The sequence below is a fragment of the Wolbachia endosymbiont of Spodoptera picta genome (genome assembly GCF_018141665.1).
Taxonomy (GTDB): domain Bacteria; phylum Pseudomonadota; class Alphaproteobacteria; order Rickettsiales; family Anaplasmataceae; genus Wolbachia.
Genome location: NZ_CP067976.1, coordinates 85,074 through 110,975 on the forward strand (window position 1 = coordinate 85,074; position 25,902 = coordinate 110,975).

The 25,902-nt window shown below is 33.9% G+C and carries 18 protein-coding genes and 3 pseudogenes; 11 read left to right on the forward strand and 10 right to left on the reverse strand.

The features are described 5' to 3' along the window. Positions 1-66 precede the first annotated feature (66 nt). Positions 67-1,818, reverse strand: coding sequence for a DNA mismatch repair endonuclease MutL (mutL, locus tag JKF54_RS00390; RefSeq protein ID WP_369800775.1), 1,752 nt, complete (start codon positions 1,816-1,818; stop codon positions 67-69). 51 nt (positions 1,819-1,869) lie between these two features. Then, positions 1,870-2,080, reverse strand: a pseudogene (locus JKF54_RS00395) (helix-turn-helix domain-containing protein); the annotation flags it as partial. Between the two features lie 96 nt (positions 2,081-2,176). On the opposite strand from JKF54_RS00395, the pseudogene JKF54_RS00400 reads away from it, so the two are divergent. Both JKF54_RS00400 and JKF54_RS00405 read left to right on the forward strand, forming a co-directional pair. Then, a pseudogene (locus JKF54_RS00400) lies at positions 2,177-3,048 on the forward strand (IS982 family transposase). 162 nt (positions 3,049-3,210) lie between these two features. Next, a complete protein-coding gene (locus JKF54_RS00405) occupies positions 3,211-3,816 on the forward strand; it encodes an ankyrin repeat domain-containing protein (protein WP_211908681.1) in 606 nt (201 codons plus the stop codon). A 133-nt stretch (positions 3,817-3,949) separates the two neighbouring features. On the opposite strand, the gene JKF54_RS00410 is transcribed toward JKF54_RS00405, so the two are convergent. The 3 genes from JKF54_RS00410 to JKF54_RS00420 form a co-directional block, all read right to left on the reverse strand. Beyond that, positions 3,950-4,708, reverse strand: coding sequence for a cell division protein FtsQ/DivIB (locus tag JKF54_RS00410; protein ID WP_211908130.1), 759 nt, complete (start codon positions 4,706-4,708; stop codon positions 3,950-3,952). Continuing rightward, positions 4,689-5,642, reverse strand: coding sequence for a D-alanine--D-alanine ligase (locus tag JKF54_RS00415; RefSeq protein WP_211908131.1), 954 nt, complete (start codon positions 5,640-5,642; stop codon positions 4,689-4,691). The genes JKF54_RS00410 and JKF54_RS00415 overlap by 20 nt, the downstream gene beginning before the upstream one ends. Before the next feature lie 190 nt (positions 5,643-5,832). Beyond that, positions 5,833-6,060: a hypothetical protein gene (locus JKF54_RS00420; RefSeq protein WP_211908132.1), complete on the reverse strand. Its 228-nt coding sequence runs from the start codon at positions 6,058-6,060 to the stop codon at positions 5,833-5,835. Positions 6,061-6,205: 145 nt separating this feature from the next. On the opposite strand from JKF54_RS00420, the gene JKF54_RS00425 reads away from it, so the two are divergent. After that, a complete protein-coding gene (locus tag JKF54_RS00425; protein WP_211908134.1) occupies positions 6,206-6,421 on the forward strand; it encodes a hypothetical protein in 216 nt (71 codons plus the stop codon). A gap of 80 nt (positions 6,422-6,501) precedes the next feature. On the opposite strand, the gene JKF54_RS00430 is transcribed toward JKF54_RS00425, so the two are convergent. After that, positions 6,502-6,879, reverse strand: a complete 378-nt coding sequence (locus tag JKF54_RS00430; RefSeq protein ID WP_211908136.1) for a ferredoxin family protein — start codon at positions 6,877-6,879, stop codon at positions 6,502-6,504. A 61-nt stretch (positions 6,880-6,940) separates the two neighbouring features. Between JKF54_RS00430 and JKF54_RS00435 the strand changes: the two are divergent. The 4 genes and pseudogenes from JKF54_RS00435 to JKF54_RS00450 form a co-directional block, all read left to right on the forward strand. Then, positions 6,941-7,444: pseudogene (locus tag JKF54_RS00435) on the forward strand (DNA-processing protein DprA); the annotation flags it as partial. A 120-nt stretch (positions 7,445-7,564) separates the two neighbouring features. Further along, entirely contained in the window at positions 7,565-8,368 is an 804-nt protein-coding gene (locus tag JKF54_RS00440; protein WP_211908138.1) for a hypothetical protein, read from the forward strand. 100 nt (positions 8,369-8,468) lie between these two features. Continuing rightward, positions 8,469-9,629, forward strand: a complete 1,161-nt coding sequence (locus tag JKF54_RS00445) for a porin (protein ID WP_211908140.1) — start codon at positions 8,469-8,471, stop codon at positions 9,627-9,629. A 263-nt stretch (positions 9,630-9,892) separates the two neighbouring features. Continuing rightward, a complete protein-coding gene (locus JKF54_RS00450) occupies positions 9,893-11,233 on the forward strand; it encodes a DNA recombination protein RmuC (RefSeq protein ID WP_211908142.1) in 1,341 nt (446 codons plus the stop codon). Between the two features lie 32 nt (positions 11,234-11,265). Here the strand turns inward: JKF54_RS00450 and JKF54_RS00455 are convergent, their stop codons facing one another. Further along, positions 11,266-12,372, reverse strand: a complete 1,107-nt coding sequence (locus JKF54_RS00455; protein ID WP_211908144.1) for a D-alanyl-D-alanine carboxypeptidase family protein — start codon at positions 12,370-12,372, stop codon at positions 11,266-11,268. A gap of 686 nt (positions 12,373-13,058) precedes the next feature. On the opposite strand from JKF54_RS00455, the gene radC reads away from it, so the two are divergent. Further along, positions 13,059-13,739: a RadC family protein gene (gene radC, locus JKF54_RS00460; protein WP_211908145.1), complete on the forward strand. Its 681-nt coding sequence runs from the start codon at positions 13,059-13,061 to the stop codon at positions 13,737-13,739. 222 nt (positions 13,740-13,961) lie between these two features. Here the strand turns inward: radC and JKF54_RS00465 are convergent, their stop codons facing one another. After that, positions 13,962-15,203 (reverse strand): hypothetical protein, encoded by a 1,242-nt coding sequence (locus JKF54_RS00465; RefSeq protein ID WP_211908146.1) that lies wholly within the window; start codon positions 15,201-15,203, stop codon positions 13,962-13,964. A gap of 155 nt (positions 15,204-15,358) precedes the next feature. Here JKF54_RS00465 and JKF54_RS00470 point away from each other — a divergent pair, with 155 nt between their 5' ends. Next, positions 15,359-17,440 (forward strand): heme lyase CcmF/NrfE family subunit, encoded by a 2,082-nt coding sequence (locus JKF54_RS00470; RefSeq protein WP_444875952.1) that lies wholly within the window; start codon positions 15,359-15,361, stop codon positions 17,438-17,440. Positions 17,441-17,490: 50 nt separating this feature from the next. Here JKF54_RS00470 and JKF54_RS00475 read toward each other — a convergent pair whose 3' ends face one another. Continuing rightward, complete coding sequence (locus JKF54_RS00475; RefSeq protein ID WP_211908148.1) at positions 17,491-19,818, reverse strand: ankyrin repeat domain-containing protein; 2,328 nt, start codon at positions 19,816-19,818, stop codon at positions 17,491-17,493. Positions 19,819-19,931: 113 nt separating this feature from the next. Between JKF54_RS00475 and mutS the strand changes: the two genes are divergently transcribed. Continuing rightward, positions 19,932-22,433: a DNA mismatch repair protein MutS gene (gene mutS / locus JKF54_RS00480; RefSeq protein ID WP_211908149.1), complete on the forward strand. Its 2,502-nt coding sequence runs from the start codon at positions 19,932-19,934 to the stop codon at positions 22,431-22,433. 61 nt (positions 22,434-22,494) lie between these two features. Here the strand turns inward: mutS and JKF54_RS00485 are convergent, their stop codons facing one another. Continuing rightward, positions 22,495-23,871 carry an ankyrin repeat domain-containing protein gene (locus tag JKF54_RS00485; RefSeq protein ID WP_211908150.1) on the reverse strand — a complete coding sequence of 459 codons (1,377 nt, stop codon included), beginning with the start codon at positions 23,869-23,871 and terminating at the stop codon, positions 22,495-22,497. A 133-nt stretch (positions 23,872-24,004) separates the two neighbouring features. Between JKF54_RS00485 and aspS the strand changes: the two genes are divergently transcribed. Next, complete coding sequence (aspS, locus tag JKF54_RS00490; protein WP_211908152.1) at positions 24,005-25,807, forward strand: aspartate--tRNA ligase; 1,803 nt, start codon at positions 24,005-24,007, stop codon at positions 25,805-25,807. The last annotated feature ends 95 nt before the right edge of the window (positions 25,808-25,902 follow it).

Genomic DNA, 25,902 nt, shown 5'->3' on the forward strand with positions numbered 1-25,902 from the left:
AAAGCCATCCATAATCAGAAGAGCTGTTACGTATACTTAATTGGCAACCTTTTTGACAAACTGAACTCATCTCCTTTCAAACAATTTTTCTATATCACTTATTTTCATTTCTATATACGTTGGTCTTTCATGACCAGAATATGGAGTTTTCTCAATTTGTCTTAGTATCTCATTCATCTCTTCCAATTTCATTTTTCTTCCTGCTCCATGGCAAGCGATTGTGGCTGATATTTTATTCACCTTATCCTCTATTGACAACGTATCTTCCATTTCCGTTAACTTATCTACTATATCAACTAGCATCCCTTTTATATCTATTGTTCCCAAGATTGAAGGTATTTCTTTCACCATTATTTTATCTTCTGATTCTATTTCAATACCAAAACCCATTTCAAAAAGCTCATCTTTATAAGTTTCAATCATCCCCATTCCAGCTTGGTTTTTGATTTTAACTGTTTCAGGAAGAAGAAGTTTCTGTCTTTTTATGCTTGTTAAGCACTCGTATATCAATCTCTCGTGGTCTGCATGTTGATCTACTATAATCAGCCTATCTCCAGCCTCAGCAATAATGTAAGTATTGTAGACCTGACAGCGTGCATATCCCAGAGGATAATCCTCTATTAAATCAATTTGCTTCCTTTCTAAAACCATCGTTCCCTTTTGGGATGGAGATTCTCCATATTTAAACGTTTCTGGTAAGCTTTGCCTTCTTTCATCTGGTGCATTGAATTCTTTCATTAGACGATTTTCTAAAAGACTTGGTCTCTTTTCATAAAACTCTTTTTGATTCTTTTTCTCTTTACTATCAACCTGCTCTTGGCTTTTACTATCATTAAAAATTAGCTCCTCTTCAATACCTTGACCACTTGCTGCAAACCTCGTTGATAATGCTTTTATTATCCCTCTTCTCACTGTTTCATATATTAGCCTTTTATTCTGAAATCTTACTTCCGATTTATTTGGATGCACATTTACATCTACTTGATCGTATGGTATCTCTAAGTGCAGCACTGCAAAAGGATACCTCCCACTTAGAATAAAATCTTGATACGCATATCTAATTGCACCAATAAGTAGATTATCTTTTATTGGCCTTCCATTAACAAACGTATAGATCTGAGTTGAATTGCCACGACTAATAGTTGGTTTACAGATGTGTCCCGTAAGTTTGATGCCGTCTTCTTCCTCTTTAACTTCCAGCGAATTGCTCTGAAATTCTTCTTCTGTTTCACATAATCTGTTAAATAATGAAGTTTGCTTAACATATTTTAAGAGCTTTTTATTACCGGAAGTGAGAGTAAACCCAATACTATAGTTAATCATTGCTAAGTTATTTACAATGTCAACAATGCTTTGTGTTTCTGCCCTCTCGGTTTTTAGAAATTTTAATCTATTTGGAGTGGCAAAAAATAAGTCACGAACTTCAATATATGTACCCTGTAGCAAAGAACAAGGTGTAATCTCTCTTATTTTTTCTCCTCCCTCATACCTTATAGACCATGCTTCCTTTGCTCCACTTGCCTTAGACGATAATTTCATTCTGCTTACTGCTGCAATTGAAGGTAAAGCTTCTCCTCTAAACCCAAGGTGCTTGATCTCTATTAACTCACTATCGCTTAATTTTGAAGTAGCGTAGCGCATAAACGCAAGTTCCAAATCTTCCTTTTCTATTCCATTTCCATTATCTGTCACAGTTATAAGATTACGCCCACCACTTTCTATTTTGGTCTCTATCTCTGAACTTCCAGCATCTATTGCATTTTCTACTAATTCCTTTACTACACTCGCTGGCCTTGTATCTTGAACAAAGCATCTAATGTTTTAAGCTTAAGCATTAGATGGAGAAGGGGAGAACTCTGTCAGTGGTCTTAGCTCATTTGCAGCTCTTTGCTGTCCATATGCTGGAAATTCTGTTGCAATATTTACTACTGCTCTTTCTATATCTTCGGAAACTCTGTTTGCAAACAGCGGTTTTTTTCTTGCTGATTTCATGTAACGCCTCTTCTCCTCCATTTTCGTATAACTCCTTGAATCTATAAAACGTATCTCTTGAATATCCCATTACCTTGCACGCTTGAGACCCCAGTTATGGATTAGAAAACAGATAAAAGTAGAATTAATAAAGAGGGAAATAGGGTAAACTCAAGTATTTTAGCAATAATTTAAGAGGTTACCCATGAAGAAAGATATTACAGAACTTTACTGCTGCGTCGAGGATTTTTGTCGTGTAGTAGATGAAAATTTTGCAAATAAGTTCTTATCAAATGGCAAAAAACCAACCAGAGTACCAGAAATAGCGCACTCAGAAATGCTAACCATAATCCTGTTATACCACCAATCGCCATGTAAAAACTTCAAGGCTTTTTATCTTTGTTACCTTAAGTTACTCTATAGATCAGAATTTTCAAAGATGCCTTCATATCACAGATTTATTGCCTTAAAGCCGAGAGTTTTACGGTATTTAGCATTACTTCTTCAATGGTTCTGCGAACAAGCGAAAATGACAGGTACTTCCTACATTGACACTTCTACGATTGCCATTTGCCACAAGAAAAGGATCTCTAGGAACAAAGTTTTTGATGGTTTAGCAGAAATTGGTAAGAGCACGTATGGTTGGTTTTTTGGCTTTAAATTGCACTTGGTGATTAACGAAATTGGAGAAATTCAATCACTTACTCTAACCAAAGGTAACGTTGATGACAGAAAACCTGTGCCAACTATAACTAAAAGACTGACAGGACTTTTGTTCGGAGATAAAGGCTATATCAAGAAGGAGCTCTTTGAGGAACTCTTCGATAGAGGTTTAAAGCTTGTCACTAAAGTGAAAAAAGGCATGAAAAACGCACTAATCTCACTAAAAGAGAAGGCTTTATTGAGAAAAAGGTCGAGTATTGAGACAGTCTTTGGTTGTTTAAAAAATAAATTTGAGCTTGAAAATACACGGCACAGATCGCCAATAAATTTTCTGGTACATATTTTTCTACATTAATTTCATATTCCATGCAGTCAAAAAAGCCTTCTATTTCTAAGCCTTACTGTGTTGGTTAATCCATAACTGGGGTTTGAGATACATTCCCGAGCTGTTTTGCTAGCTCTAATAAACCTAGTTTTGGTTTTAATATTTTTGTTTGTATTGTGTTCATTTCTAACACTCCTTTCTTTTATTATTTTATAACTTACTTTTTTAAAGTGTCAGATTAAGTCTAAGCTATTACAGGTTTTACTCCTTTACATTTGGCAGCACAAAATGGTCACAAAGATATAGTTAATCTTCTTCTAAAGGAAAAGGCTGATGTTAATGCTAAGAATAAGAAAGGTGCTACTCCTTTACATTTTGCAGCAAAAAATGATCGTATAGATATAGTTGATCTTCTGCTTTCTAACCCAAATATTAATGTTGGTTGTATAGATCTTAAACTTATTACTGGAAAAAGTGCAAGCAAAAAAAATCTTGTTCAAAAAAGACTTCAAGATAATGAATTGTTTAATATGCTAAAACAAGCAGCAACAGAAATAGATGAAAATAAAGTAGATGAATTACTGGAATCAAAAAATAAGTATAGTTTCAAACCAAGCTTAAACTACTCTCCAGATGGTAATAATGAAAATACGACTATTGAAATTGCTATTAAAGCTGGTGGAAAGTTATTAGATCTTTTATGTACTTATGCTGAGAAGAATATAGGTACAGACACTGAAATATTTAAACGACTCAAACATGCTAAAGAAAACTCTCATTCTAAGAGAGATCTTTGTGATGTTTCTGTTTTAAAACATTCTACTCCAGATCAAGGCTTTTTGTTTAGTAATGGTTAATGCTTCCTTCTATAATGCAAAACCCATACTCACCCAACCTAATTGATTACTTGCAATCTGGATTCCAGTTTTAAGCTACTCGGATGACAGAGAAAGGGCTACTTGCATGACATGAAAAGGAGCACCGAGCAGATCACTTCTTCACAAGGATCTTATCAGCAACACGCATATCAATTATGCTCCAATTGCTAAAAGTAAAGTCGGTTGTATTTTGCAAGTGGCTTAAATAATCCCATGCGCTATAAGGATTATCTTCAGGCAATTTTACTGTGGCACTGTCATCGAGTATGATATTCCATCTTCTATTTCCTACATAAACACAAGAAGAAATATGATCACTTAATTGAGTTTTCCTCTCTAGTATATACTTAATGAATTTTAGGCTTGATAACGAATTTTGTCCTTTGATTATAACGAGGTTATCTATCTGGTAATCATCTACGATTACTTTACCTTCAGAGTCAATTACTGAAGTTCTGTTATCATCTTTCCAAAGAGCAAAAGGTTTGTGTTCATTTACATCAATGAGTAAGGTGTTGGGTAAAATCCTATAAATTCTTACATGTTTTATCCATTCACTTACAGATTGTATATTATCTGTTAGTTTTGAGAGTGATACATACATGATAGGTTGTGTTCTATCTACTAAACTTAGAATGTCCTGTTCATTTGTAAATTTGTTTCCAGTAACGGTTACTTTGTCGATTGAAAATCCATTGCTAATTAATAAGCTCGATAAGCGATCGTTACACCAAGTAAAGTAGTAATTGAATCGATTTGTTATTTTATCAAGTGAACTATAAAGTACTAGTGTAAGGAAGAGTGCAGTTATAATCATGAAAGCACACTTGCGCAAAAAACTCCTTTGGCTTCTAGTAACATTGTTCAACATCGGCTTGATCTCTAATATTCTTGTGGTGTAAACTGTCTTTGACAATAATTTTAATTAATTCATTAAAATCAATTCCTTTTGTCAATTTTGCAATTTCTGGTACTAACGATAATTCAGTAAAGCCAGGATGTGTATTAATCTCAAGCATTTTTAAAGTGTTATTTTGGGGATTATAACGGAAGTCTGAGCGGGAAACAGTTTTGCATCCTAAAAATTGATGAACTTTTAGTGCGTGTTCCAAGGTCATTCTATATGTGTTGTCAGGAATTTTAGCAGGAAATATATGTTCTGCAAATCCATCTGTATACTTTGCTTCATAATCATAGAATTTATTTTTTGGTCGTATTTCCATAGTGCCAATTGCTTCGTTCAGCAATACAGCAGTATGTAACTCTATACCCGGTATGTATTCTTCTATGATTATCTTTTCCATTATAGTAGAACTGTTATTTTTTAGCTCTAAGTAATCCTCATGTGAGAAAATCATGTGTACTCCAATGCTTGAGCCTTCGTTAATCGGTTTTAAGACGTACGGATAATCAACTTTAATATTATTTTTTAGCACATCTTCTCGACTAATTACATAACCTCTTGGAGTGTCGATATTAAGAGAATGGAATATATGCTTTGACATCACTTTATTCATAGCAACAGCCGAAGCCATAACTTCTGAGTGTGTATATTTTATACCTAAAATCTCCAGCAAACCTTGAATACAGCCATCTTCACCATAAGGTCCATGTAGAGCAATAAAAGCAAGAGCGGGATTAGTTTTTTTAAGCTTTTGAGCAATGTTGCTATCAACATCTATTTCTATTGCATTATATGAAAGGCTATCAAGCGCCTTCTTTACTGCTTTTCCGCTCATAAGCGATATTTCTCTTTCGCAAGAAAATCCACCACTTAAAATTGCTATAGTTGGAACCATAAGCACCCTAATATTTTGCTATATATCATATATAAAAGATACTTTTATCTTCAATAGAAAAAACGCTTTGAAAAATTCCACAGCTGTACAGATATTGAAACTTGCAGATGGTGTCATGCAAACTGGTTCCTTTATGATCAGACACCAGATTGCAAGTAAAACTGGAAGATCTTTTTCAGTAATATTCTTTAAAAATTTAATTTTGTAATCCACTTGATTTCCACTTTACATCTTTGTAATCAACTGTTTCTACACCTTCAATGTCATATTGATCAGCAACTACAGATAGTTCCATTTCATGATCTATTAAAAACCTTTCTGCTGATTCTTGAGTGGGCTGCTTAGTAAGCTCAACTAGTTTAGTAAAATGCTGTAAAGTTTTTTTACTGAAAGATACATTAGCATTTGCCGTAAGTTTTGCCAAAGTTCATGAGTAATTGTACAATATTTTCCTGAAATTTTCAAGAAAGTAAACTTATCTGGAAAGTAATTATGCTGATATAAATATTACAATTTTATTAACACATAAATGCTACCGTGGCGTTAGTTTTTTAATTTAGGAGTATATTATGGTTATACCTACACAAAACTCGAATTCATTAACGTTTCAGGCACGTAACCTATCTCATATTTGCCACAAAAACTGTGAAGAGGCGTTCAATGAAACAGACAAACCTCTATGCAAGACTAGATGTGACGCTTTCTTTCCAGTGCCTGAACCTCGTTCACAAATTAGTGAGAAATTAGTAGAAATTGCAAACAATCTCCGTTTTGAGAGTGCATAATTATCGTCTATGGCAGATGAAATAGACGCTTACAATTCAATGTCTATTTAATCAAAAAAATGTAAGTCTATTTTTGTACTCTATGACCCTAAATTTTCATCAAAATAAGCTGTCTTATCCTTTTTTTCTTTATACTCTTCTGCTGTATCTAGGGGTTGCTTTTTAGCTGTAATGTTTGGCCATTTTTGCGAATATTCTACGTTTATGTTGTAAAATGATTTAAAGATTTTTTGTTCATTGTTCAGCAAGCCTTCGTCTAGTTCTATAATATCTTTTATGGAATCATCAGTTACAATCGCATCCACTGGACACTCAGGTATACATACTCCACAATCAATACACTCATCTGGGTTAATCACGAGCATATTTTTACCTTCATAAAAGCAGTCAACGGGACATACTTCTACACAGTCCGTATATTTACATTTTATGCATTTATCTGTAACAAAATGCGTCATAAAACACTGTATATTTACATTATCTTGGGTACACTAAATTGATAAGAAATTCAAGCCTTTTATGAAGATAAATAAATTAAATAACGAAGAATTAGAAATATGGCTAAGCTTGGCTAGAACTGTGGGACCAGTAAAGTTCTTTAGTATACTTAGAGCATATGGGTCGCTATATGAAGTGCTTAAATATCTTAATAAGTTGACTAACAAGGATTATGGAATTCAAAATGCACGAGAAGAAATTAAGAATGCAGAAAAAATTGGAGCCAAAATAACACCAGCATGTGATCCAGATTACCCTGAAATTTTAAGGAATATCTCTGGTTGTCCTCCTGTAATAACTACACTTGGTGATGTATCATTATTAAGTCGTGAGATAATTGCAATAATCGGTGGACGTAATTCTTCAATGAATGGAAGAAATTTTGCCAATAAGTTGGCACTCGATTTAAGCGAAGCTGGTTTCATCGTAATTTCTGGTCTTGCAAGAGGGATTGATACTGCAGCAAACAGTGTAATATACAAAAATTACCCCACTATTGCTGTTACAGCAAGCGGAATTGACGTAGCATGACTTAGAACATGCAGCAACATGACGATTTGTCTATACTTTATCAAGTATATTAATGGGTAAATGAATTTTAATACAATCTTATTATACTTATAAATACGTTGTATGTGAGAAGATATGGAAGATTTTATAACTGAAAGAAGGAAAGATGATGCTGTGATATCTGTTTGTCAGGATAATGAGAAAAAGAACGTATTAATCTTGGGACTCAATCAAGCTGCAAGGAATTTATTAAAATGTGAGGAAGAGAATTTACTTAATAAGCCGTTAATCAATATTTTAAGTAAAAGAGCAGCTGAAGATATGAAAAGCTATTTGGAGTATACTGAAGATGGGCGCGATTTGCCCGATATATTGCCAAAAGTGATAGGCTTTTCTTTAATCGCTGCTAAAGGAGAAGATATAAAAACAAAGGTAAAAGTTTTTCGCACAACGCAATTTACTAATAGCAAGATTAATTATGAGCTATTAATACGTGACATTAGCCTGTTTCATAAGCTAGGAATGTTTAGGGATAAATACCTGATAGGTAAAAAATATAAAAACCACAATTTGTTTAACATACCAGACAATGAGTCCACTATTTTTGAGTTATATGTTGTATTAAATTTTGCCTTTGAATATCAAATTAATGCAGTTATAGGGATAATAGGCTTCAATAGTAAATTGAGTGAGACGAACGATCCATTGAACGTTATCATAGAGCATTTTTATAAAAATTGCCGTAGTGATGATTTTTTGGGATTTATTGATGAGAATAAGGTACTTTTTATTTTGATGAACTGTGGTACAAAAAACACGTCTAAAATAGTGAATCGTATACGCTCTGCTATTAATAAGCAGTTATTAAAGCGAAAACTACCAAGTATATCAATTATTTATGGAAATATAATTCAAAAGCATAGTGTGAAGAATGCTTAAACGCTTTTGTCATTAATTGGTTTGTAGTATCTAAGTTCTACACAATATAAGGATTGTTTTTTATTTCTGTTAAGCTTATATTAAGAATTTAAGCTTACCTATGAGGTTACTAATCACACTGTTTTTATCATTACTCGTGGGAGGAAGTGCTAACGCTAGGGTAATTCTGGATAAGGAGATGTCTTATGTAGAACTAGATGGAAAAGTAGATTTAAGATTTGGCTACGCTTTCAATAGAGATTCTTTTAGCTCTACCAAAGACAAGACCTCAAGTTATTCAGACCTGCGCTTGCTTTATTTACAGCAAGTTTATCCAAATACTAAAATGGGTTTTGATGTTAAGGCAGGAGTTTCTGGTATTGCAAACTTAAAGGCACTAGACATAGAAAAGTTAGAAATGGAGAAGTGGTATTTTGTCATAAAGAATCAGGAGTTTGGATCATTTGAATATGGTAAAGGAAGTTTAGTTAGTCAGAGTATGTTAATTAACACTTCAAAAATTTATACAGCTGCTGGGGGAATAAATGGTCATTGGACAAACTATGCAAATCTGCGCGGTAATGGAAAAAAAGATGATGACTCTGGGTACGATAAGGACAAGGTATTTTGGGTAAAACCCAATGTTTACAGCGACTATAATGGACTAGAGCTGAAGTTAAAACAACCAATGATAAACTATATTTCTCCTGAAATTCATAACTTTCAACTTGGATTCAGTTATGTTCCAGGTAAAAATAATTTACAATATAATAATTTAATAGCCGCTGGTCTTTCCTATAAAAATGCCCTATCAGATGAAATAAATTTTACTACTGCTTTGACTGGCGAATTTGCAAGGGAAAATTTAACTGACTGTACAAACAAAAATTCTAGCGATCTTCAGTGTCATAATCAATTACTACACTGGAATTTTGGTGTGAAACTAAAGCTTTTTGAACTTGATTGCATTTTGTCGTACGGGAATGGTGGTAAATCTGGTGAGAAGCGTAGTCATGAAACAAATAATATGCATTATGTAAATGCAGGTATTGCTTATCATTCTGATTCTCGTAAAGTGAGCTTAACATATTTTAATAGTGTTAGGGATATTGCAGACAAAGGTACAAACGAATTAACATCACAGGCTTTCAGTCTTGAATATCCATTAGCTGTTGGTACTTCATATTACTTTGATATTGTAAGATTTAGTACTAAGGAGCTTGCAGTGGAAGATAATAACTCCGGATATGTGCTTTTGGCCGGATTGAAGCTAAGTTTTTAGTGAAGTAACTGGTATGTAAGTATTGTAATAATGAGAGTAAAATTGAGTTGTTAATATATGTGCTATTTGATATTATAAAAATAACTATTACATAAGATTTTCAATAAAAAGACATTCTGTTACTAATCCAAGTGTAGAAGAAAACGGTTATTAATTAGCAAACCAAGCCCTTCAGTAAGCGCATCTCTTCAGGTGCTCTTTTTTTCTTTTTTATATATAAAAAAATTAGATAGTATTGTGAGTGCGGTTTTTTCTGTGTTCTGATGCTTTTCAATTCTATAGCTTTTGTATTGAATTTCCTTTTTTTACTACTATTTCTCTATATTGTTGTAAGAAAGAACAGAAAATTTAGTGAGAATCTTGAGAAGAATTTACTTAAAGTAGCACATGAACTTCAAGAGGCAAAACAGGCTTTAGTAGATAAAAATAAGGAAATAGTTGATTTGAAAGTGAGGAACGCAGAACTTGAAGTAATTCTTCAAAAAGAGCGTGAAGAAAAGAAAAAGGAAATAGAATTACTAACAAAAGCAGAGGAGAGGCTTACGAACACTTTTAAAGCACTTTCTCTTGATGCTCTTCAGGTAAACAATAATAATTTTCTGAACTTAGCAAAAGAAGTGATCGATAATAAGCTAAAAGAAACAGAAAGTGACTTCAAAAAAAGGCAAGCAACGATCAACGAAGTTATCACTCCAATAAAAGAAAAATTAGAAAAATTCGACAGTGAAATACGTGAGCTAGAGAAAGAGAGGGTAGGGGCCTACGAAGGTTTAAGGGAGCAAATTGGAGCATTAATGAACCAAACTTCTAGCCTTGCTAACGCCTTGAGGAAACCTCACATTAGAGGTAAGTGGGGTGAAATGCAGCTCAAAAGAGTGATAGAGATGGCGGGAATGATTGAATATTGCGATTTTTTTACTCAAGCCTCAGTAATTGATAAAAATGAGGACAATTTGTTACGTCCTGATTTAATAGTAAAAATGCCATCAGGAAAGCAAATAATAATAGATGCTAAAGTACCACTTGATTCTTACATGGATGCTATGTCGCAAAATGATTTACAGATACAAAAGGAAAAATTGAAGAATCATTCTCTGGCAATAAAAAAACATATAAATAATCTAGGCAGAAAGGAATATTGGAACCAATTTGAAAATACGCCAGAGTTTGTGGTGCTTTTTTTAACAGGAGAAGGGGTTTTCAGCGCAGCACTAGAATGTGAACCAGCTTTGATAGAAATTGGAATAGAAAAAAAAGTAATTATTGCAACACCAATCACTTTAATCGCGCTACTTAGGGCAGTAGCCTATGGGTGGAAGCAAGAGATAATAGCTGAAAATGCAAAGAAAATAAGTGAACTAGGCCATATTTTATATGAGCGAATCTGCACAATGGGCGAAAATTTTGATAATTTACGCAGAAGCTTAAAAAGTGCTGTTGATCATTACAATAAAACTGCTGGTTCGCTTGAGGCAAGAGTGTTTCCTGCTGCCCGAGAATTCAATAAGCTTGGTATACATGCAAAAAATAAAGAACTCACTGCTGCAAAAGAGTTGGAATCTTTACCACGCAGTTTACATGCTGAGAGGTTGAAAGTAGATTAGTATTTCAGGTCTCCTTAACTTACATTTGCTGATTAAAACAACTTTCTAAAAATTTTTTTTATATAGCTCAATTCCTGCACATCATTTGCTGCATAAACAGGTATAGTTTTTTGCTCAGTACCAGGTATTTCTACAAAAATTTTGCCCACTTCTTGACCTTTTTTAATTGGTGCGGGTACCATATCTTTATACTCAATACGCACTTTAATTTTATCATGTAATCTGCGGTTATAAGTTATGGTAACATCGTTTGCAACTGTAACGGGCACTTTTTTATCTTTTCCATAAACAATATTTATTTCTTCAACTACGCTATCCTTAGCAAATATTTTCTTGGTATTAAAATGATTTAAGGAATATTGTATTAGTCTTTTTGCTTCCTCTATTCGCTCTTTCTCGGTGTCCAAACCATTCACAACAGCAAAAATTCTCCTATCGTTCCGTTTTGCAGATGCTATAATGCCATAACCACCAGCACTTGTATGACCTGTCTTTAGACCATCAACTCCAATATCATGGAAAAGTAAAAGATTTTTATTTTTTTGTACAATATCATTATATGTCAAATATTGTTCAGAGAATAAATCATAGTATTCAGGAAAATCGGTGAAAATTCTTTTTGCCAGTGTTACCAAGTCTTTTGCGCTCATAAAATGGTTTTCATCTGGCCACCCGCTTGAGTTAACAAAATGACTATCATTAAGATTTAAATCTTGTGCAACTTCATTCATTTCAGCAACAAAATTCTCCTCTGATCCTGCAATACCCTCGGCTAGCGCTATGCATGCATCATTACCTGAGACAATTGTAACTCCTTCAAGTAGTTCTTTTACCGTAACAAATTGACCTTCTTTCAAAAACATAGAAGAGCCTTTTCTTTCCCACGCTTTTCTGCTCACTCGAAATTTATCTTCCATATTTATTATTCCAGCTTTTAGATAATCAAAAGCTACATATAAAGTCATCAATTTGCTCATTGAAGATGGGGCCATTTTTTCCCTGGAATTGTGTTCAAAAATGAACGAGTCTGAAGCTAAATCTAAGACAATTGCTTGCTTTGCTTTGGTTCTAAACTGATATGAGTATGAGTAAAAAGGAAATATAAAAATTAATAGCAAAGTTACTAATTTGCTTAACATATTTATAATTTTAAATTTATAGTGTACTAATTAATAGTATGATTTTGCACGAGCATTTCAATAGATCTCTCGCATAAAACTTCCTTGACAAACTGCGCCAGCCCCCTTCTTATGACAATAAGAGTATTTATCCTTGTTTTCGATCCGCGCGGGTTCAATAACAAAAATTCAGTAAAAAACTCAGATATTTATTGGCAAATTACATAAAAATTATAGCGATTGCATGTCTTTTTTATTTTTTCTACATTCAGCCAAAACGCGCTTATTTTAAGCGTTAGCACATTATTACAGCGCCAATTTACATTATTATAGGGTCAAAACTCGTTACACGGGGATTTTTTTGCCTTTTTTTCGCTTGGTAAATTTCTTAACATTTACAGCTAAAGCTTCAGGCCAGCACTTGATGCTGGAAATTTTTTGAGCACAAAAGTTATGCTAGGTTTTTGTTGGTAAGAAACCAGTGTCAAGCACTGGGATGATATAGAAGGAGCACTGGGATGATATATAGAAGGGACACTGGGATAGAGGCTACTTGAATGACAAGAAGGAGGGAATAGGAGATGACAAGAGAGGGGCTACTTTCATTTGCTGTCTTCAAAAATTTACAATTATGCTTCATATATTTTATTAAATATTTTACTTAAAAATTCAATTTCTTATTATAAGAGATAAGCAATTCATGAATAATGAAAGATTACAAAAAAGGTCATAGAAAGCGCCTAAGAGAGAGAATTATTTCAGATAACGGACAATCATTACTTGATTATGAGATTTTAGAACACATTTTATATTCAGCATATAGTAGAATTGATGTAAAGCCAGTAGCAAAGAATTTGATAGAAATTTTCGGCAGTTTGAATAAGGTTTTTAATGCCGATTTAGAAGCACTGCAGAATATCGAAGGAGTTAGTAATGCAGCTATATCTGCTATCTTTTGTGTTAAACAGGCTTTTGTTCGTTCTGCACGAGAAGAAGTAAAGGACCTACCTATAATCAATAACTGGGAAAATTTGCTTGATTATTTAAAAGTAAGTATAGGAAGCCTTAATAAAGAAAATTTTCGCGTCATCTATATGAATAAAAGATATCGTCTAATAGCGGAAGATCTGCAGAACTTTGGTACAATAGATCAAACTCCTATTTACGTTAGAGAGATCATAAGACGTGCTCTTTTGATTGGCTCAACATCGATTGTAATATCCCACAATCACCCAAGTGGAGATATACAACCTTCAAGTAGCGATATGTTTCTCACCAGACAGCTTGCAGAAGCTTGCAAAAGCATAGGAATAGAATTAATAGATCATATTATTATCACATTTAGTAGCTATTTTAGTTTCAAGGAAAATAGGCTTTTATTAGAGTAGATCTAAAATTGCTTTTACCATTTTTCTTATTATGGAAGTAAAGCTATACATGAGGTGGTTGCCAGTGGAACAAAAATTTTCCTTCTGGAAGACAATGTGTGATTTAGGTGGCGTAATAGTGGCAAATTGAAAGAAATACATGGTATTTGCCACTATTAGAAATCTCCTGTTTTGATAAGACTTATGAGGTCTTTATTGGTTTTTTGAATTTTGTTGAAGCACTCACATGCTTACTCTAATATTTTGTTCACAGAGCCTAGTTAGCTCAATTTCAACGTTAATTTGTGAAGCTCTGAGTTCTGTTAGGGAATTTTCTGGTTGAATATCTAGCTTATTCTGTATGTTCGATAAACAAATTAAAGCCGAATCAAAAATTTCATCATACTGCTCTGCTTCATGCACACAATTGATTATTTCCTTAAATTCTTCCACATCTTGCGGCGTATCTTTTAATATTGCTCTTATTTGGTTTAGATTTTGACGAATTTTTTCCTGATATCCAGCAATTCCCTCTTGATATATATCAATCATTTTTTGACATGAGGTGCCTCTAAATGGGTGTTCTGCTTTTTCCTTTATGTAGGAGCTCTGAAAATTTTTGCAATTAAGGACTGCTTCTCTACATTTTTTTATGTCACTAATTATACTGGTTATTGACTTACTTGCTTTCACCTGATCTTCTTTTTTGATTATACATTCATTCTTTGTTTGGCTCATTTTATCATACAGATTTCTGCATTCTTTATATGATACCAGCGGTTGTAGTATTCCTTCCTCTACACCTTTATTATAAAAATTCTTCAACTCATCGCTTGATAGTATTCGTATAGCATCTTCCCTTTTACCTTGTGATTTAGGATACTTTTTGTTCAGTGAACTAATATAATTTAATAGGAAACTCTTAGTTAAATCTTCCTTTTTAACTTCTGATAATTTTTCTAGTGTTTCTATATATTTCAAAGTTTCCGCAAAAAGCTGCGCACCAGATGTAGCAAATCCTGGCAGTGGTTTGCTCTGCGCCTTATAAAAATCGGTTTGTAAAAAATCTTCGGCTTGTTTTTTTATTACTGAAAGTTCATTGAAGGCTTTTTCTGGATTGATTTTTTTTAAAATACTAGTAGCTTTTTTAATCGCTCTTTCTCTCTTTTTATTATCTTGTTTTTCGTTTAAGATTAAGCTTTCAGCTTCAGTAAAAGCATTGCCTTGGGCACTTTTGGCAATATTACAAACAACGTTTTTTACAACTTGCTTAGTTGCTACATAATCTATTTCCTTTGTAAAGCAATCAATAAATAGCTGCCAAATTTTTTTGTTAACGGACTTACTTGTCTTATGTTCTAAATCTTCTACATCTTTGAATCCTAAAATAGTATAGAGATTTTTTTCAATTATTGGTTCAGCATGTTGTTTTGCCACTTTACCTTTTATATTGAATAGAAATTCACTAATCTTAGTTGTGCCCATAATATTACCTCACAATATTAATGTTATATAATATAAAGTATAAAAGCTTAATGATTAATTTTTACTTACTATTAATATAATTGAAGATTAACTTTGTTCCTATATTAAAACTTTAACTCCCAATTTATTATTAGTAATATCATTATATGAATCTTATGCCTGAATTTGGGAATATATTGTTATTGGTAGCCTGTTTGTTATCTTTAACGTATTTGTTTCTACCGTTTAGTTCTTACCGATTCGTCTCCTCTGCCATATTTTTTTTTGTGTCAGCATCAATGGCTATTTTGATCTACTGCCACATTAAAAATGATTTCTCACTTGAAAACGTATATTACCACTCACACACAACAAAACCTTTGATCTATAAGATTTGTGGTGTTTGGGGAAATAAAGAAGGGTCTATGTTGCTTTGGACCTTAGTGCTTGTCATGTATTTATTACTAATGGATATTTATATACCTTCTGTCATCCCAGTGCCCAGACACTGGGATCCAGACAATTTAATTGCAAATGAGTACATCAAATGGCAGTGTAATAAAAACTGGATTCCAGTGTCAAGCACTGGAATGACACCAGAACGAACTAATGGTAGTAAATTAAAAAAAATATCTCTTATCACCCAAGGCTTGATTTGCTTTTGTTTTTTACTGTTCACTTTACTTGAATCCAGCCCCTTCACTAAAATGCCAGGCATTGAAACAGATGGACTGGGTTTTAATCCGATATTGCAGGATATAGGCCTTGCTATTCATCCACCGGTATTATATTTGGGGTACCTTGGATTTAGCGTTCCTTTTTCGCTCTCTATAGCTGGATTAATTTTAAATACTGAAGGAAATGTTTGGGCTAAAATTGTCAGGCCTTGGGTACTTATTTCTTGGTCGCTGCTCACTTTGGGCATCAGCTTGGGTAGCTGGTGGGCATATCGTGAACTCGGTTGGGGTGGATTTTGGTTTTGGGATCCAGTGGAAAACGTTTCTTTGATGCCGTGGCTAATTGCAGTGGCGCTGACACATTTGTTGCTCGTTGTACGAAATTTCAATACTTTAAGGAATTTTACTATTTTACTTACGCTTACAACTTTTATATTGAGTGTGACTGGAACATTTCTAGTCCGCTCAGGAATACTTACCTCAGTGCACACGTTTGCAGATGACCCAAGATATGGACTGTATATATTAGCTCTACTTGGTGTAATTACAGTCAGTAGCTTAGTAATATTTGTAGTGTTTACGAGAAAGAATCACACATCTTTCCAGTATTCGATATTGGAATCTGAAAAGAAATCTACTACTCAAGTGACAGAAGGTAGAAGATTCTTTTCACGCCTTACGATGATGCTGATGAACAATTTATTATTCATCACTGCCTTTTTCATCGTGTTCGTTGGCACTTTATACCCTACAGTGCTTGAGTATTTAACCGGTGAATTAATTTCAGTTGGAGCACCATATTACAATTCTTTATTTAACTCTATTGCACTAGCTATTCTAGTGCTCACCATGATAGGGCAATACTGCAGTTGGCAGGGAAATAGTCTATTGCCAATATTCCGTGAATATAGATTTTCATTTTGTAGTGCTGCAGCTATTTTGCCGTTTATCTTTCACATGGAGCTAATGATTGTGCTATCAATTACCATCTCCATAGCATTATTAATCTTTGTTTTAGAAGCATATAGTAAAAGAATTTGTTTATTTAAGGTAGCATTTGGTGAATCAATTTTATTAGCAAGAAGAGTTTCTAAGTCCTACTATGCAATGATGCTTGCTCATGCTGGAGTGGCAATTCTGGTGCTTGGTATATCTTATTCAGTTGGTTGGCAGGAGAAAAAAGAAAACTACTTGGGAATAGGAGACAGCATAACAGTCAATAAATTTAAAGTTACTTTACGAAATATTGAGCTAATAAAAGAAAAAAATTTCCATGCAGTGAGGGGTACAATGGATATCAGGAATTTGCTGAATAATAAGATATTAGGTGAAGTAACTCCTGAATATAGATTTTACCTTGCGGAAGGTCAGAAAAATGTTGAAAGCAGTATCTACCACAATTTATTTTCTGATATTTATGTTGTAATTGGAGAGATTGATAAGAGTAAGAGCAAAATCGCAGCTAAAGTGCACTATAAACCTGAAATGTCTATAATCTGGCTTGGATCCTTTCTTATCGCTTTTGGTTCGCTCCTTGCTGCTTTGCCTTCTAGCAAAAAAGTAGTTCCTTCAGTATCATAAAGTTTGCATTTTTTGGCAATTTAAACTTAAGCTAAGCAACACTAACCTTGCTAGCGAATTTTCTCTATGTTCTGTTGTACAATAGGCAATAAAGATATATTTTCTAATGAAGAGCTTACATGATATATGGAATCTACTTCCTCAGGCCTTTTAAAATATCCCTGCTTAATAGCGTCGTAGACAGAAGAACCACCAAGCAAGCAGTTCTCACCTAACTCTTCTTTATAATTTTTAAACTTTTCCAATATTTCCTCCTTGTTACTCACTTCTACTATAATTTTTCCTTCATCTTGCACATCAGAATACAATCTAGCATCTACTTTTCCCAAATCAGTATGAAAAGTCAGTACTATATTACCTATAAGGTCAGTATAATTTCTTACCCCACCTTCTGTTAAAATTTCTGTCTCGCTTTTACCGATTGCTATCACGTCTCTTCGAAATTCTGTGCTTTCATCTGTTCCATTTATGATTTTTGCAACCTCGACTATACTATTCTTTGAGTATTTCAAGTAGAAAGTGAAGTTGTCCATTTTTGCCTCTTTTACCTTACCAGTAGTTGCGTTTTTTGCAGCTTCCAAAAACCTTAGAGAGTAATGTATATAGCTTTTACGTGCTTCTTTAAGATTAGCTTTGTGGTCTTTAAACTTCTCTAGTTTATCAATTACAATTATACTACTTAGAGTTTCAAATACTGCACCTCTTTTTACCAAATTACATACTATGCGACTAGCAACTTCTATGTCCCTTTCACCTTGAAAAATCTTTAATTCACTAATTCTTCTTATTACATAATCTGTAAAATTATACTTACTCTCATAAGTATTTTCATATATATTTCCCTCACAAGTAAGATTGAACCTTACCCTAGATTTTATAGCTTCATTTACAACCTGTTCTAGCTGATTTATGTCTTGAACTTCATCTAATTTACAAAAATATTTATCTGGATCTTGCTCATCTAGTAGAAAATCCTCTCCCCATAGATTTACACTTTTGCACAAATACTTTTTTCCATTATAGTCAACTTGTGTTTTTTTACGAAAAGTTCCATAAATAACATCATCAGTTAAAAAGTACTCTTTAATATTAAGGTTGGGATTATTAACTGCAAATTCTATTGGGGTTTTACCTTTTTTATCCTTTATATCAAGATTAGCTCCTTTCCTTAGAAGCAATTTGATAATTGTATCACAATGACCAGAACGAGTAGCATAATGCAAAGGCGTTCTTCCTGTGTCGTCCTTTTCATTAGGATCAGCGCCTGAATTCAACAGTAAATCTATGCTTTCTTCTGAATTGCTACATTCCATACTTGATAGAATATGCAGTATTGTCAGTTTAGATTCTCCTCTTTTAAGGTTGAGAATGGTTTTTAGATCTTGATTACTTTTATGATCTAGTAAAAATTTTTTAATTTTTTCAACATCGTTCTTATAATCCTTATAAGTAACATGTGGAAAGTCTTTAAAAGTACTTAAGAATTTTTTATTCAACTCCTTCTGACTCTCTGTTAAGTTGGATATGTCAACAAGCCACGTAGATATCAGCTTGCCAAATGCACCTCTTTCGACAACATCCGTTAAGGAGCAGTCATTGCGAAGTAGCAACGAGTATTTAATCAATTCATATTCATCATCTTCTTGTTGCTGTGTTTCTTCTGCTTTCTTAGAGTGCTTAAAATCATTTTTTATTAATTCAATCAAAAGCTTTAATGTGTTAAAACTTTTATGTCCCAATAAAGGATCTGCTTTGTTTTCAAGTAGAATTCTTGCTATTTCTGAATAGCCATTTCTAATAGCCCAGCATAACGCAGTACGCCCGTATTCATCCGCTACGTCAACATTAGCCCTTTTCTCTAATAGGAGTTCTACTATTTCTTCATGTCCATTGATAGTAGCACAATGCAAAGGAGTACACCCATTTTGATTTACTGCATCAACATTAGCCCCCTTGTCTAATAGGAGTTCTACTATCTCTTTATTTTCATTGTGAGCAGCACAATGCAAAGGAGTAAACCCATTTTGATCTGCTACATTAACATTAACCCCGTTTGCTATGAGAATCTCTACCACTCCTATACTGCCACTTGCAACAGCAAAGTGTAAAGGATTCCATCCATCTTGATCTGCTGTATTAACATTACCCCCTTTTTTTATTAAAAGCTCTGCTATCTTTACAAGATCATTTCTAGCAGCTATATGTAACAATGTACTTTGATCATCGAATGTATAATTTATGTTAAATTCATTATCTTGCCACTTTTTATACGTGTCTGAATCTTCTTTTTCCAATTCCTCTTTTACCCTTTCGATTATATTGTTCTCATTTAAGTCACTTATTGTCCTTAATATTTTTAACAACCGTTCATATTCCATAATTATACCTCAAACTATTTGTTTTTGTACTATAGCTAAAAAAAATTATTTATCCATAATAAAATAACCAACACCAGAGTAAGTGGTTTGCTGCTAACATATTTAAAAATGTTATGAACTTAATAAGAGAAAAAAATACCCCTGTAATGGAGCAATATTTAAATTTGAAAGCTCAATACACGGATCATCTATTGTTTTATAGACTGGGCGATTTTTATGAATTGTTTTTCGATGATGCTATTAAAGCTGCGAAATTGCTGAATATAGTGCTAACCAAGAGGGGCAATTCAAATGGACAAGAAATACCAATGTGTGGAGTGCCAGCACACAGTAGTGAGTCTTACCTGCACAAGCTAATAGATTTAGGATTCAAAGTAGCAATCTGTGACCAATTAGAAACTGCTGATGAAGCAAAAAAGAGGGGCTATAAATCCATAGTAAAACGTGATGTAGTGCGAGTTGTAACTCCAGGTACAATTATAGAAGATTCACTACTGGAGGATAAAAGCAATAATTATCTCGCATCCATAGTTGAACAAAATGACGAATATGCTATTAGTTGGCTTGAATTATCGACGGGAAAATTTTTTCACACTTTAACGAGTTTGAAAGCTCTAGATAGTGATTTATTGCGTATATCACCAAGAGAATTATTAATTTCTGAAAAATTCATTGAGGACGAAAAAATTAGATCGATTTTAAAAAATTATAAAATATCAATTACACAACACGTACAGAGTTTTTTTGAGTATAGTAAATCTCACAGAACGTTATGCGAGTTTTATAAAATCAGGGAACTTGGAAGTATAGGAAATTTCAGCAAAGTAGAAATCATGGCGTGCGGTGCACTGCTTGAATATGTCAGAGTAACACAAAGGTGCTCCATTCCAAGGCTTGAATTCCCGAAAACCTATAAGCAACAAAATTTCATGCTTATTGATGCTTCAGCAAGGAGAAATCTTGAGTTATTCTCAACTCAATTTGGTGAAAAGAAAGGTTCACTAATTTCAGTTATTGATCACACAGTTACAGCTTCTGGTGGACGCCTGCTCAAACAAATGCTTGCTTCACCACTTGCTTGCTCCAAGGCAATCAATTTGAGGCTCAACACCACTCAATTTTTTGTAAATAATTATGAGCCACGTAGAAAAATACGAGAGATATTATCTAACATTCCGGATATTGAGAGGTCTTTATCGCGCTTGATACTAGGACGTGGTTCGCCAAAGGATATGAACCTATTAAAAATAGGCCTAGGAAAAACTTTAGAGTTATCTGAGTTTCTGTCTACCTTGCATAATTATTGTTTAAGTGAAGAACCGGCAGCTAACTCTCAGATGTCATTCCAATGCTTGAACAGAGAAAAGTCTACTACTCAGGTGATAAGTAGTAACGAAAGTGAACTAAGCACAATACATAAAAGTCTTGGTAATCATAAAGATCTATTCGAGCTTCTAAACAGTGCTATACTTGATAACAACCTCAGTTCCGTAAAAGAAGGAGGATTTATCAATCCAAAATATGATCAAGAATTATCCGAATTATATTATATATTGAACAACAGTAACAAGTTGGTAACTAAGCTCCGTGAGTCTTATCGCGACCTAACTGGCATTGCTGCACTCAAAATATTACACAACAATATACTTGGTTACTACGTTGAAGTGTCGGCAAATCACAAAATAACTTCGGATATATTTATTCATAGGCAAAGCTTAGCAAATAGCATGCGCTATACTACTAATGAATTGAAAGAACTAGAAAATAAAATTCTTACGGCACGTGATGCTGCAATCGGCTTAGAAGTGAAAATTTTTAGTGAACTATGTAGTAAAGTCGCTAAAGAATCTGAAAAAATTGCTCTTACTGCAAATGCTTTGGCAAAACTTGATATTAGAGCCACGTTTGCGGAGCTTGCAGTGCAAAATAATTACGTAAAACCCATTATCGATGACAGTAAAGAGTTCAATATCTGTAGTGGAAGACATCCAGTGGTTGAAGTTAACGATAAATTCATTTCAAATAGCATCAATTTAGCTGGTATACATCTAATTACTGGGCCTAATATGGCGGGAAAAAGCACTTTTTTGAGGCAAAACGCTCTCATTGCAGTTTTAGCTCACATGGGGTCATTTGTGCCAGCAGAGAGTGCGCATATAGGAGTGATTGACAAGATATTTAGCAGGGTTGGTGCAACAGATAATATAACAGCTGGTTATTCTACCTTCATGGTAGAGATGATCGAAACAGCAACGATAGTAAATCAGGCAACAGATCGTTCCTTGGTGATACTTGATGAAATTGGTAGGGGCACAGGGGTATATGATGGATTATCTATTGCACAGGCGGTGATTGAACACATTCACAACATAAATAAGTGCCGCGCCATTTTTGCAACTCATTATCATGAATTGACTAAAGTAGGTGAATACTTAGAAGATGTGAAATGTTTTTGTATGAAAATAAAAGAATGGAAAGGAGAAGTCATCTTTTTACATGAAGTAATTGAAGGCATTGCAGATGAGTCATATGGAATACATGTAGCAAAACTTGCTGGTTTTCCTGATTCTGTTTTAAACAGAGCAAGAGAAGTATTTGAGGAGCTAAAGGCTTGAGGAAAGTAACATTATATTACTCCACAATTATGGAGTTTTAGCAATCTATGGCGCTTTAATTTTAGTCAGCTTTCTGAGTAGCTGAATTAACGTAGCATTGATCTATTGCCACATTGGTCAAGATTCCAATTCCACCACCTACAACTGCACCTACAGCTCCTAATGCTAGTTGAGTACCAATTCCAGCAGAAGACCCAATGATTAATGGAGCAAGAAAATATAATGCTAAAGCGCAAGTTATTGCAGCTACACTTATAACAGCCAGCTTTCTCGGACAAAAATTTTCTGGTGCCTCAGCACTAGATATGAATGATGATTTTACTAGATTTTTTCTACTTTCATGATCTAAAAAGCCACTCACTGTTCTCATTATAGGACGGGTAGAGCGGTCACCAGTCAAGTAAATTCTATCTCCCACTATATCATGAAGCTCTTTAACTTGAGCTTTATATTCATCCCAATAGTTTGATAACTCTTGTTGGTCATTGAGAAGATCTGGTTTATTTGAAGTTGTTAACCAGTGTGAGTCATGTTCCAAAATATATCTAATTGCAGCTTTCCCTATATCTATATGCCCTTCAGTAATTGCATACTTTAAAACACCTTCTGCTTTTTCCCTTCCAACATTAAGATCAGCACCAGCTTTTATCAATAATTCTACTATCTTTGGAGAATTATGAAATATAGCAATATCTAAAGGGACCATCTCATTACAATCTTTAATATTTAAGTTTGCTTTTTGTTCTATTAAATAACTTATAAATTTTAAGGTTTCATCAGATTTTTGATTGTCTATGTCTTTATGTTTGTAATATATTCTAATTGCAAAATTCAACGCAGTTTCACCCTTCAACTCACTACCACCCATAATTAATGTCTGATAGCTTTTTACCCCTTGATTTATTAAGTTAACATCCACGCCGTTTTCTATTAAAGCCTTAGCTCCTTTGAAATTGCTTTTTGCAATTTGCAGATGAAGTAAGTAACGACCAAGATGATCAGTTGCATTAGGATTTGCACCTTGTTCAATCAAATACCTTGCAATTTTATCATTAAATTTGTGATCATAAGTTGCAGATTGTAGTGGCTCAGGATTTTGCTGTAACTCATCTTTAGCTATTAAGCTACTCACCTGACAGATTGATTTTACTGACTCTAAATCTCTTCTTCGAACTGCCTTTGTGACTGCAGCGCTAAAGCTTATACCCTTTTCTATTAGATATTTGGCCATTTTACTATCAACAGCATAACCTAATAAATTTGTACCATTTTGGGAATTAATCTCAGCAACAACATCTTTAATAATAGAGCTGTTTTTCTCAAAAATTGATTTTACTTTTTCTAAGTCATTCTCCTTAACAGCTCTAAGAAGCTTTTTTAATACAGAATCTTTCTTCTTATTTTCAGCTAGAATTTTCTGTAGTTCTTCAGGATTCATAAATACACCTCAACACACACAATCAAAGAAATTATATCCAAATCGGAATTGTTTGTAAAGGATCTTTAGATATTATCTTGCCCAAAGGTTAATTTATTTTATAATCTTTCTGTATTCTAGAAATTTCAATTAAATGAACTGCTATAAAACTCACGCGTGTAATGAATTAAGGAAGAATGATGTAGAAAAGGAAGTTACTCTCTGTGGGTGGCTGTACCGTAAACGTGACCATGGTAACCTAATCTTTGTTGATTTAAGAGATTTTTATGGAATTACTCAACTGGTATTCAATAATGACAAAGACTTTTTTGATGAAATTTCAAATTTAAAATCAGAGAGTGTGATTACTGTCACAGGAACAGTCAAAGCTAGAACTGAAGATACGGTAAACAGCTCTATTTACACAGGAGAAATTGAAGTTATAGTTAGTAATTTACAAGTTGAATCGGAAGTTGAGTTCCACTGTGATGAAGAAATAGCAAAAGAAGAAAGGAGTATATTAGCAAGTATCGCCGGCGAGCAAGAATACCCAGAAAACATGAGATTTAAATACCGTTTTCTTGATTTAAGACGTGAAAAGGTTCGTAATAACATTATTCTGCGTTCACAGATCATTTCAGAGCTCAGGAGGCTCATGATAGAGCAAGGATTTTTGGAAATTCAAACTCCAATACTTACTGCCTCTTCTCCTGAAGGTGCACGTGACTACTTAGTGCCAAGCAGACTAAATCCTGGTAAATTCTATGCATTACCACAAGCTCCACAGATTTTTAAGCAGTTGCTTATGGTTTCAGGGTTTGATAAATATTTTCAAATTGCACCTTGTTTTCGTGATGAGGATGCAAGGGCTGACCGTTCTCCTGGGGAGTTTTATCAGCTCGACCTTGAAATGTCTTTTGTGACTCAAGAAGATATATTTCAGGTTATTGAATCTACTTTATATAAAGTGTTCGCGAAATTTTCTCGCAAGTCTGTCGATAAAGATTTTCCACGTATTACATACAAAGAAGCAATGCTCAAATATGGATCTGATAAGCCAGATTTGCGTAATCCATTATTAATTAGCGATGTAACAGAAATTTTCCGTGATTCAGAGTTCAATATTTTCAAAAGCAATATTGAACGCGGTATGGTAGTGAGAGCCATTCCTGCTCCTAAAACAGCAGAGGAACCTCGTAGCTTTTTTGATAAAAAAATAGAACATGCACAAAAGGAATTCGGTGCTAAAGGTCTTGGATATATAACGTTCGATAAAGATGGAATTGCAAAAGGACCAATTGCTAAATTCCTTGATGACAATAGGTTAAATTCCATAAAAGAAATAACAAATATAGAACCTGGAGATAGTGTATTTTTTGCTTCTGATAAGGAAAATGAAGCAGCAATAATTGCAGGGAAAGTGCGTATTCTTTTGGGATCAGAACTAGGTCTTATAGATGACAATATCTTCAAATTCTGTTGGGTGATTGATTTTCCTTACTTTGCGTATGACGATAAAAGTAAAAAAATTGATTTCTTTCATAATCCATTTTCTATGCCACATGGTGGCTTGAAAGATTTAGAAGAAAAGAATCCACTGGATATCCTTGCTTACCAATATGATCTTGTTTGCAATGGAATAGAGCTGTCAAGTGGAGCAATTCGTAATAACAAACTAGATATTATGTACAGAGCTTTTGCCATTGCAGGCTACAGTAAAGAAGAAGTTGATACAAAATTTGGTGCGCTTGTGCGTGCATTTAGGTTTGGAGTGCCACCTCATGGTGGAATAGCACCAGGAGTTGATAGAATGGTTATGCTACTTGCTGATGAGCCTAGTATTCGTGAAGTAATCTGTTTTCCTATGAATCAGCAAGGTGAAGATGTTCTAATGGGTGCTCCTTCTAAAGTAGAGGATAAGCATTTACGTGAGTTGTCTTTAAAGGTTGTTGAATAAAGTTGTATATAACTTGAGTTTAGGTGGGGAAAAAACAAGAATATTGAATTCTGTTAAAGTAGTGCTAGGGCCTAGCACTACTTTATAGTTTTAGG

Excerpts from the sequence above, each read along its gene's own strand:
- JKF54_RS00430 (WP_211908136.1), bottom strand. The coding sequence starts at position 6,879 with ATGACGCATTTTGTTACAGATAAATGCATAAAATGTAAATATACGGAC.
- JKF54_RS00450 (WP_211908142.1), top strand. The coding sequence starts at position 9,893 with ATGCTTTTCAATTCTATAGCTTTTGTATTGAATTTCCTTTTTTTACTA.
- JKF54_RS00475 (WP_211908148.1), bottom strand. The coding sequence starts at position 19,818 with ATGGAATATGAACGGTTGTTAAAAATATTAAGGACAATAAGTGACTTA.
- radC (WP_211908145.1), top strand. The coding sequence starts at position 13,059 with ATGAAAGATTACAAAAAAGGTCATAGAAAGCGCCTAAGAGAGAGAATT.
- JKF54_RS00455 (WP_211908144.1), bottom strand. The coding sequence starts at position 12,372 with ATGTTAAGCAAATTAGTAACTTTGCTATTAATTTTTATATTTCCTTTT.
- JKF54_RS00440 (WP_211908138.1), top strand. The coding sequence starts at position 7,565 with ATGGAAGATTTTATAACTGAAAGAAGGAAAGATGATGCTGTGATATCT.
- JKF54_RS00445 (WP_211908140.1), top strand. The coding sequence starts at position 8,469 with ATGAGGTTACTAATCACACTGTTTTTATCATTACTCGTGGGAGGAAGT.
- JKF54_RS00410 (WP_211908130.1), bottom strand. The coding sequence starts at position 4,708 with ATGTTGAACAATGTTACTAGAAGCCAAAGGAGTTTTTTGCGCAAGTGT.
- mutS (WP_211908149.1), top strand. The coding sequence starts at position 19,932 with ATGAACTTAATAAGAGAAAAAAATACCCCTGTAATGGAGCAATATTTA.
- JKF54_RS00425 (WP_211908134.1), top strand. The coding sequence starts at position 6,206 with ATGGTTATACCTACACAAAACTCGAATTCATTAACGTTTCAGGCACGT.
- JKF54_RS00470 (WP_444875952.1), top strand. The coding sequence starts at position 15,359 with ATGCCTGAATTTGGGAATATATTGTTATTGGTAGCCTGTTTGTTATCT.
- JKF54_RS00465 (WP_211908146.1), bottom strand. The coding sequence starts at position 15,203 with ATGGGCACAACTAAGATTAGTGAATTTCTATTCAATATAAAAGGTAAA.
- JKF54_RS00485 (WP_211908150.1), bottom strand. The coding sequence starts at position 23,871 with ATGAATCCTGAAGAACTACAGAAAATTCTAGCTGAAAATAAGAAGAAA.
- aspS (WP_211908152.1), top strand. The coding sequence starts at position 24,005 with ATGAACTGCTATAAAACTCACGCGTGTAATGAATTAAGGAAGAATGAT.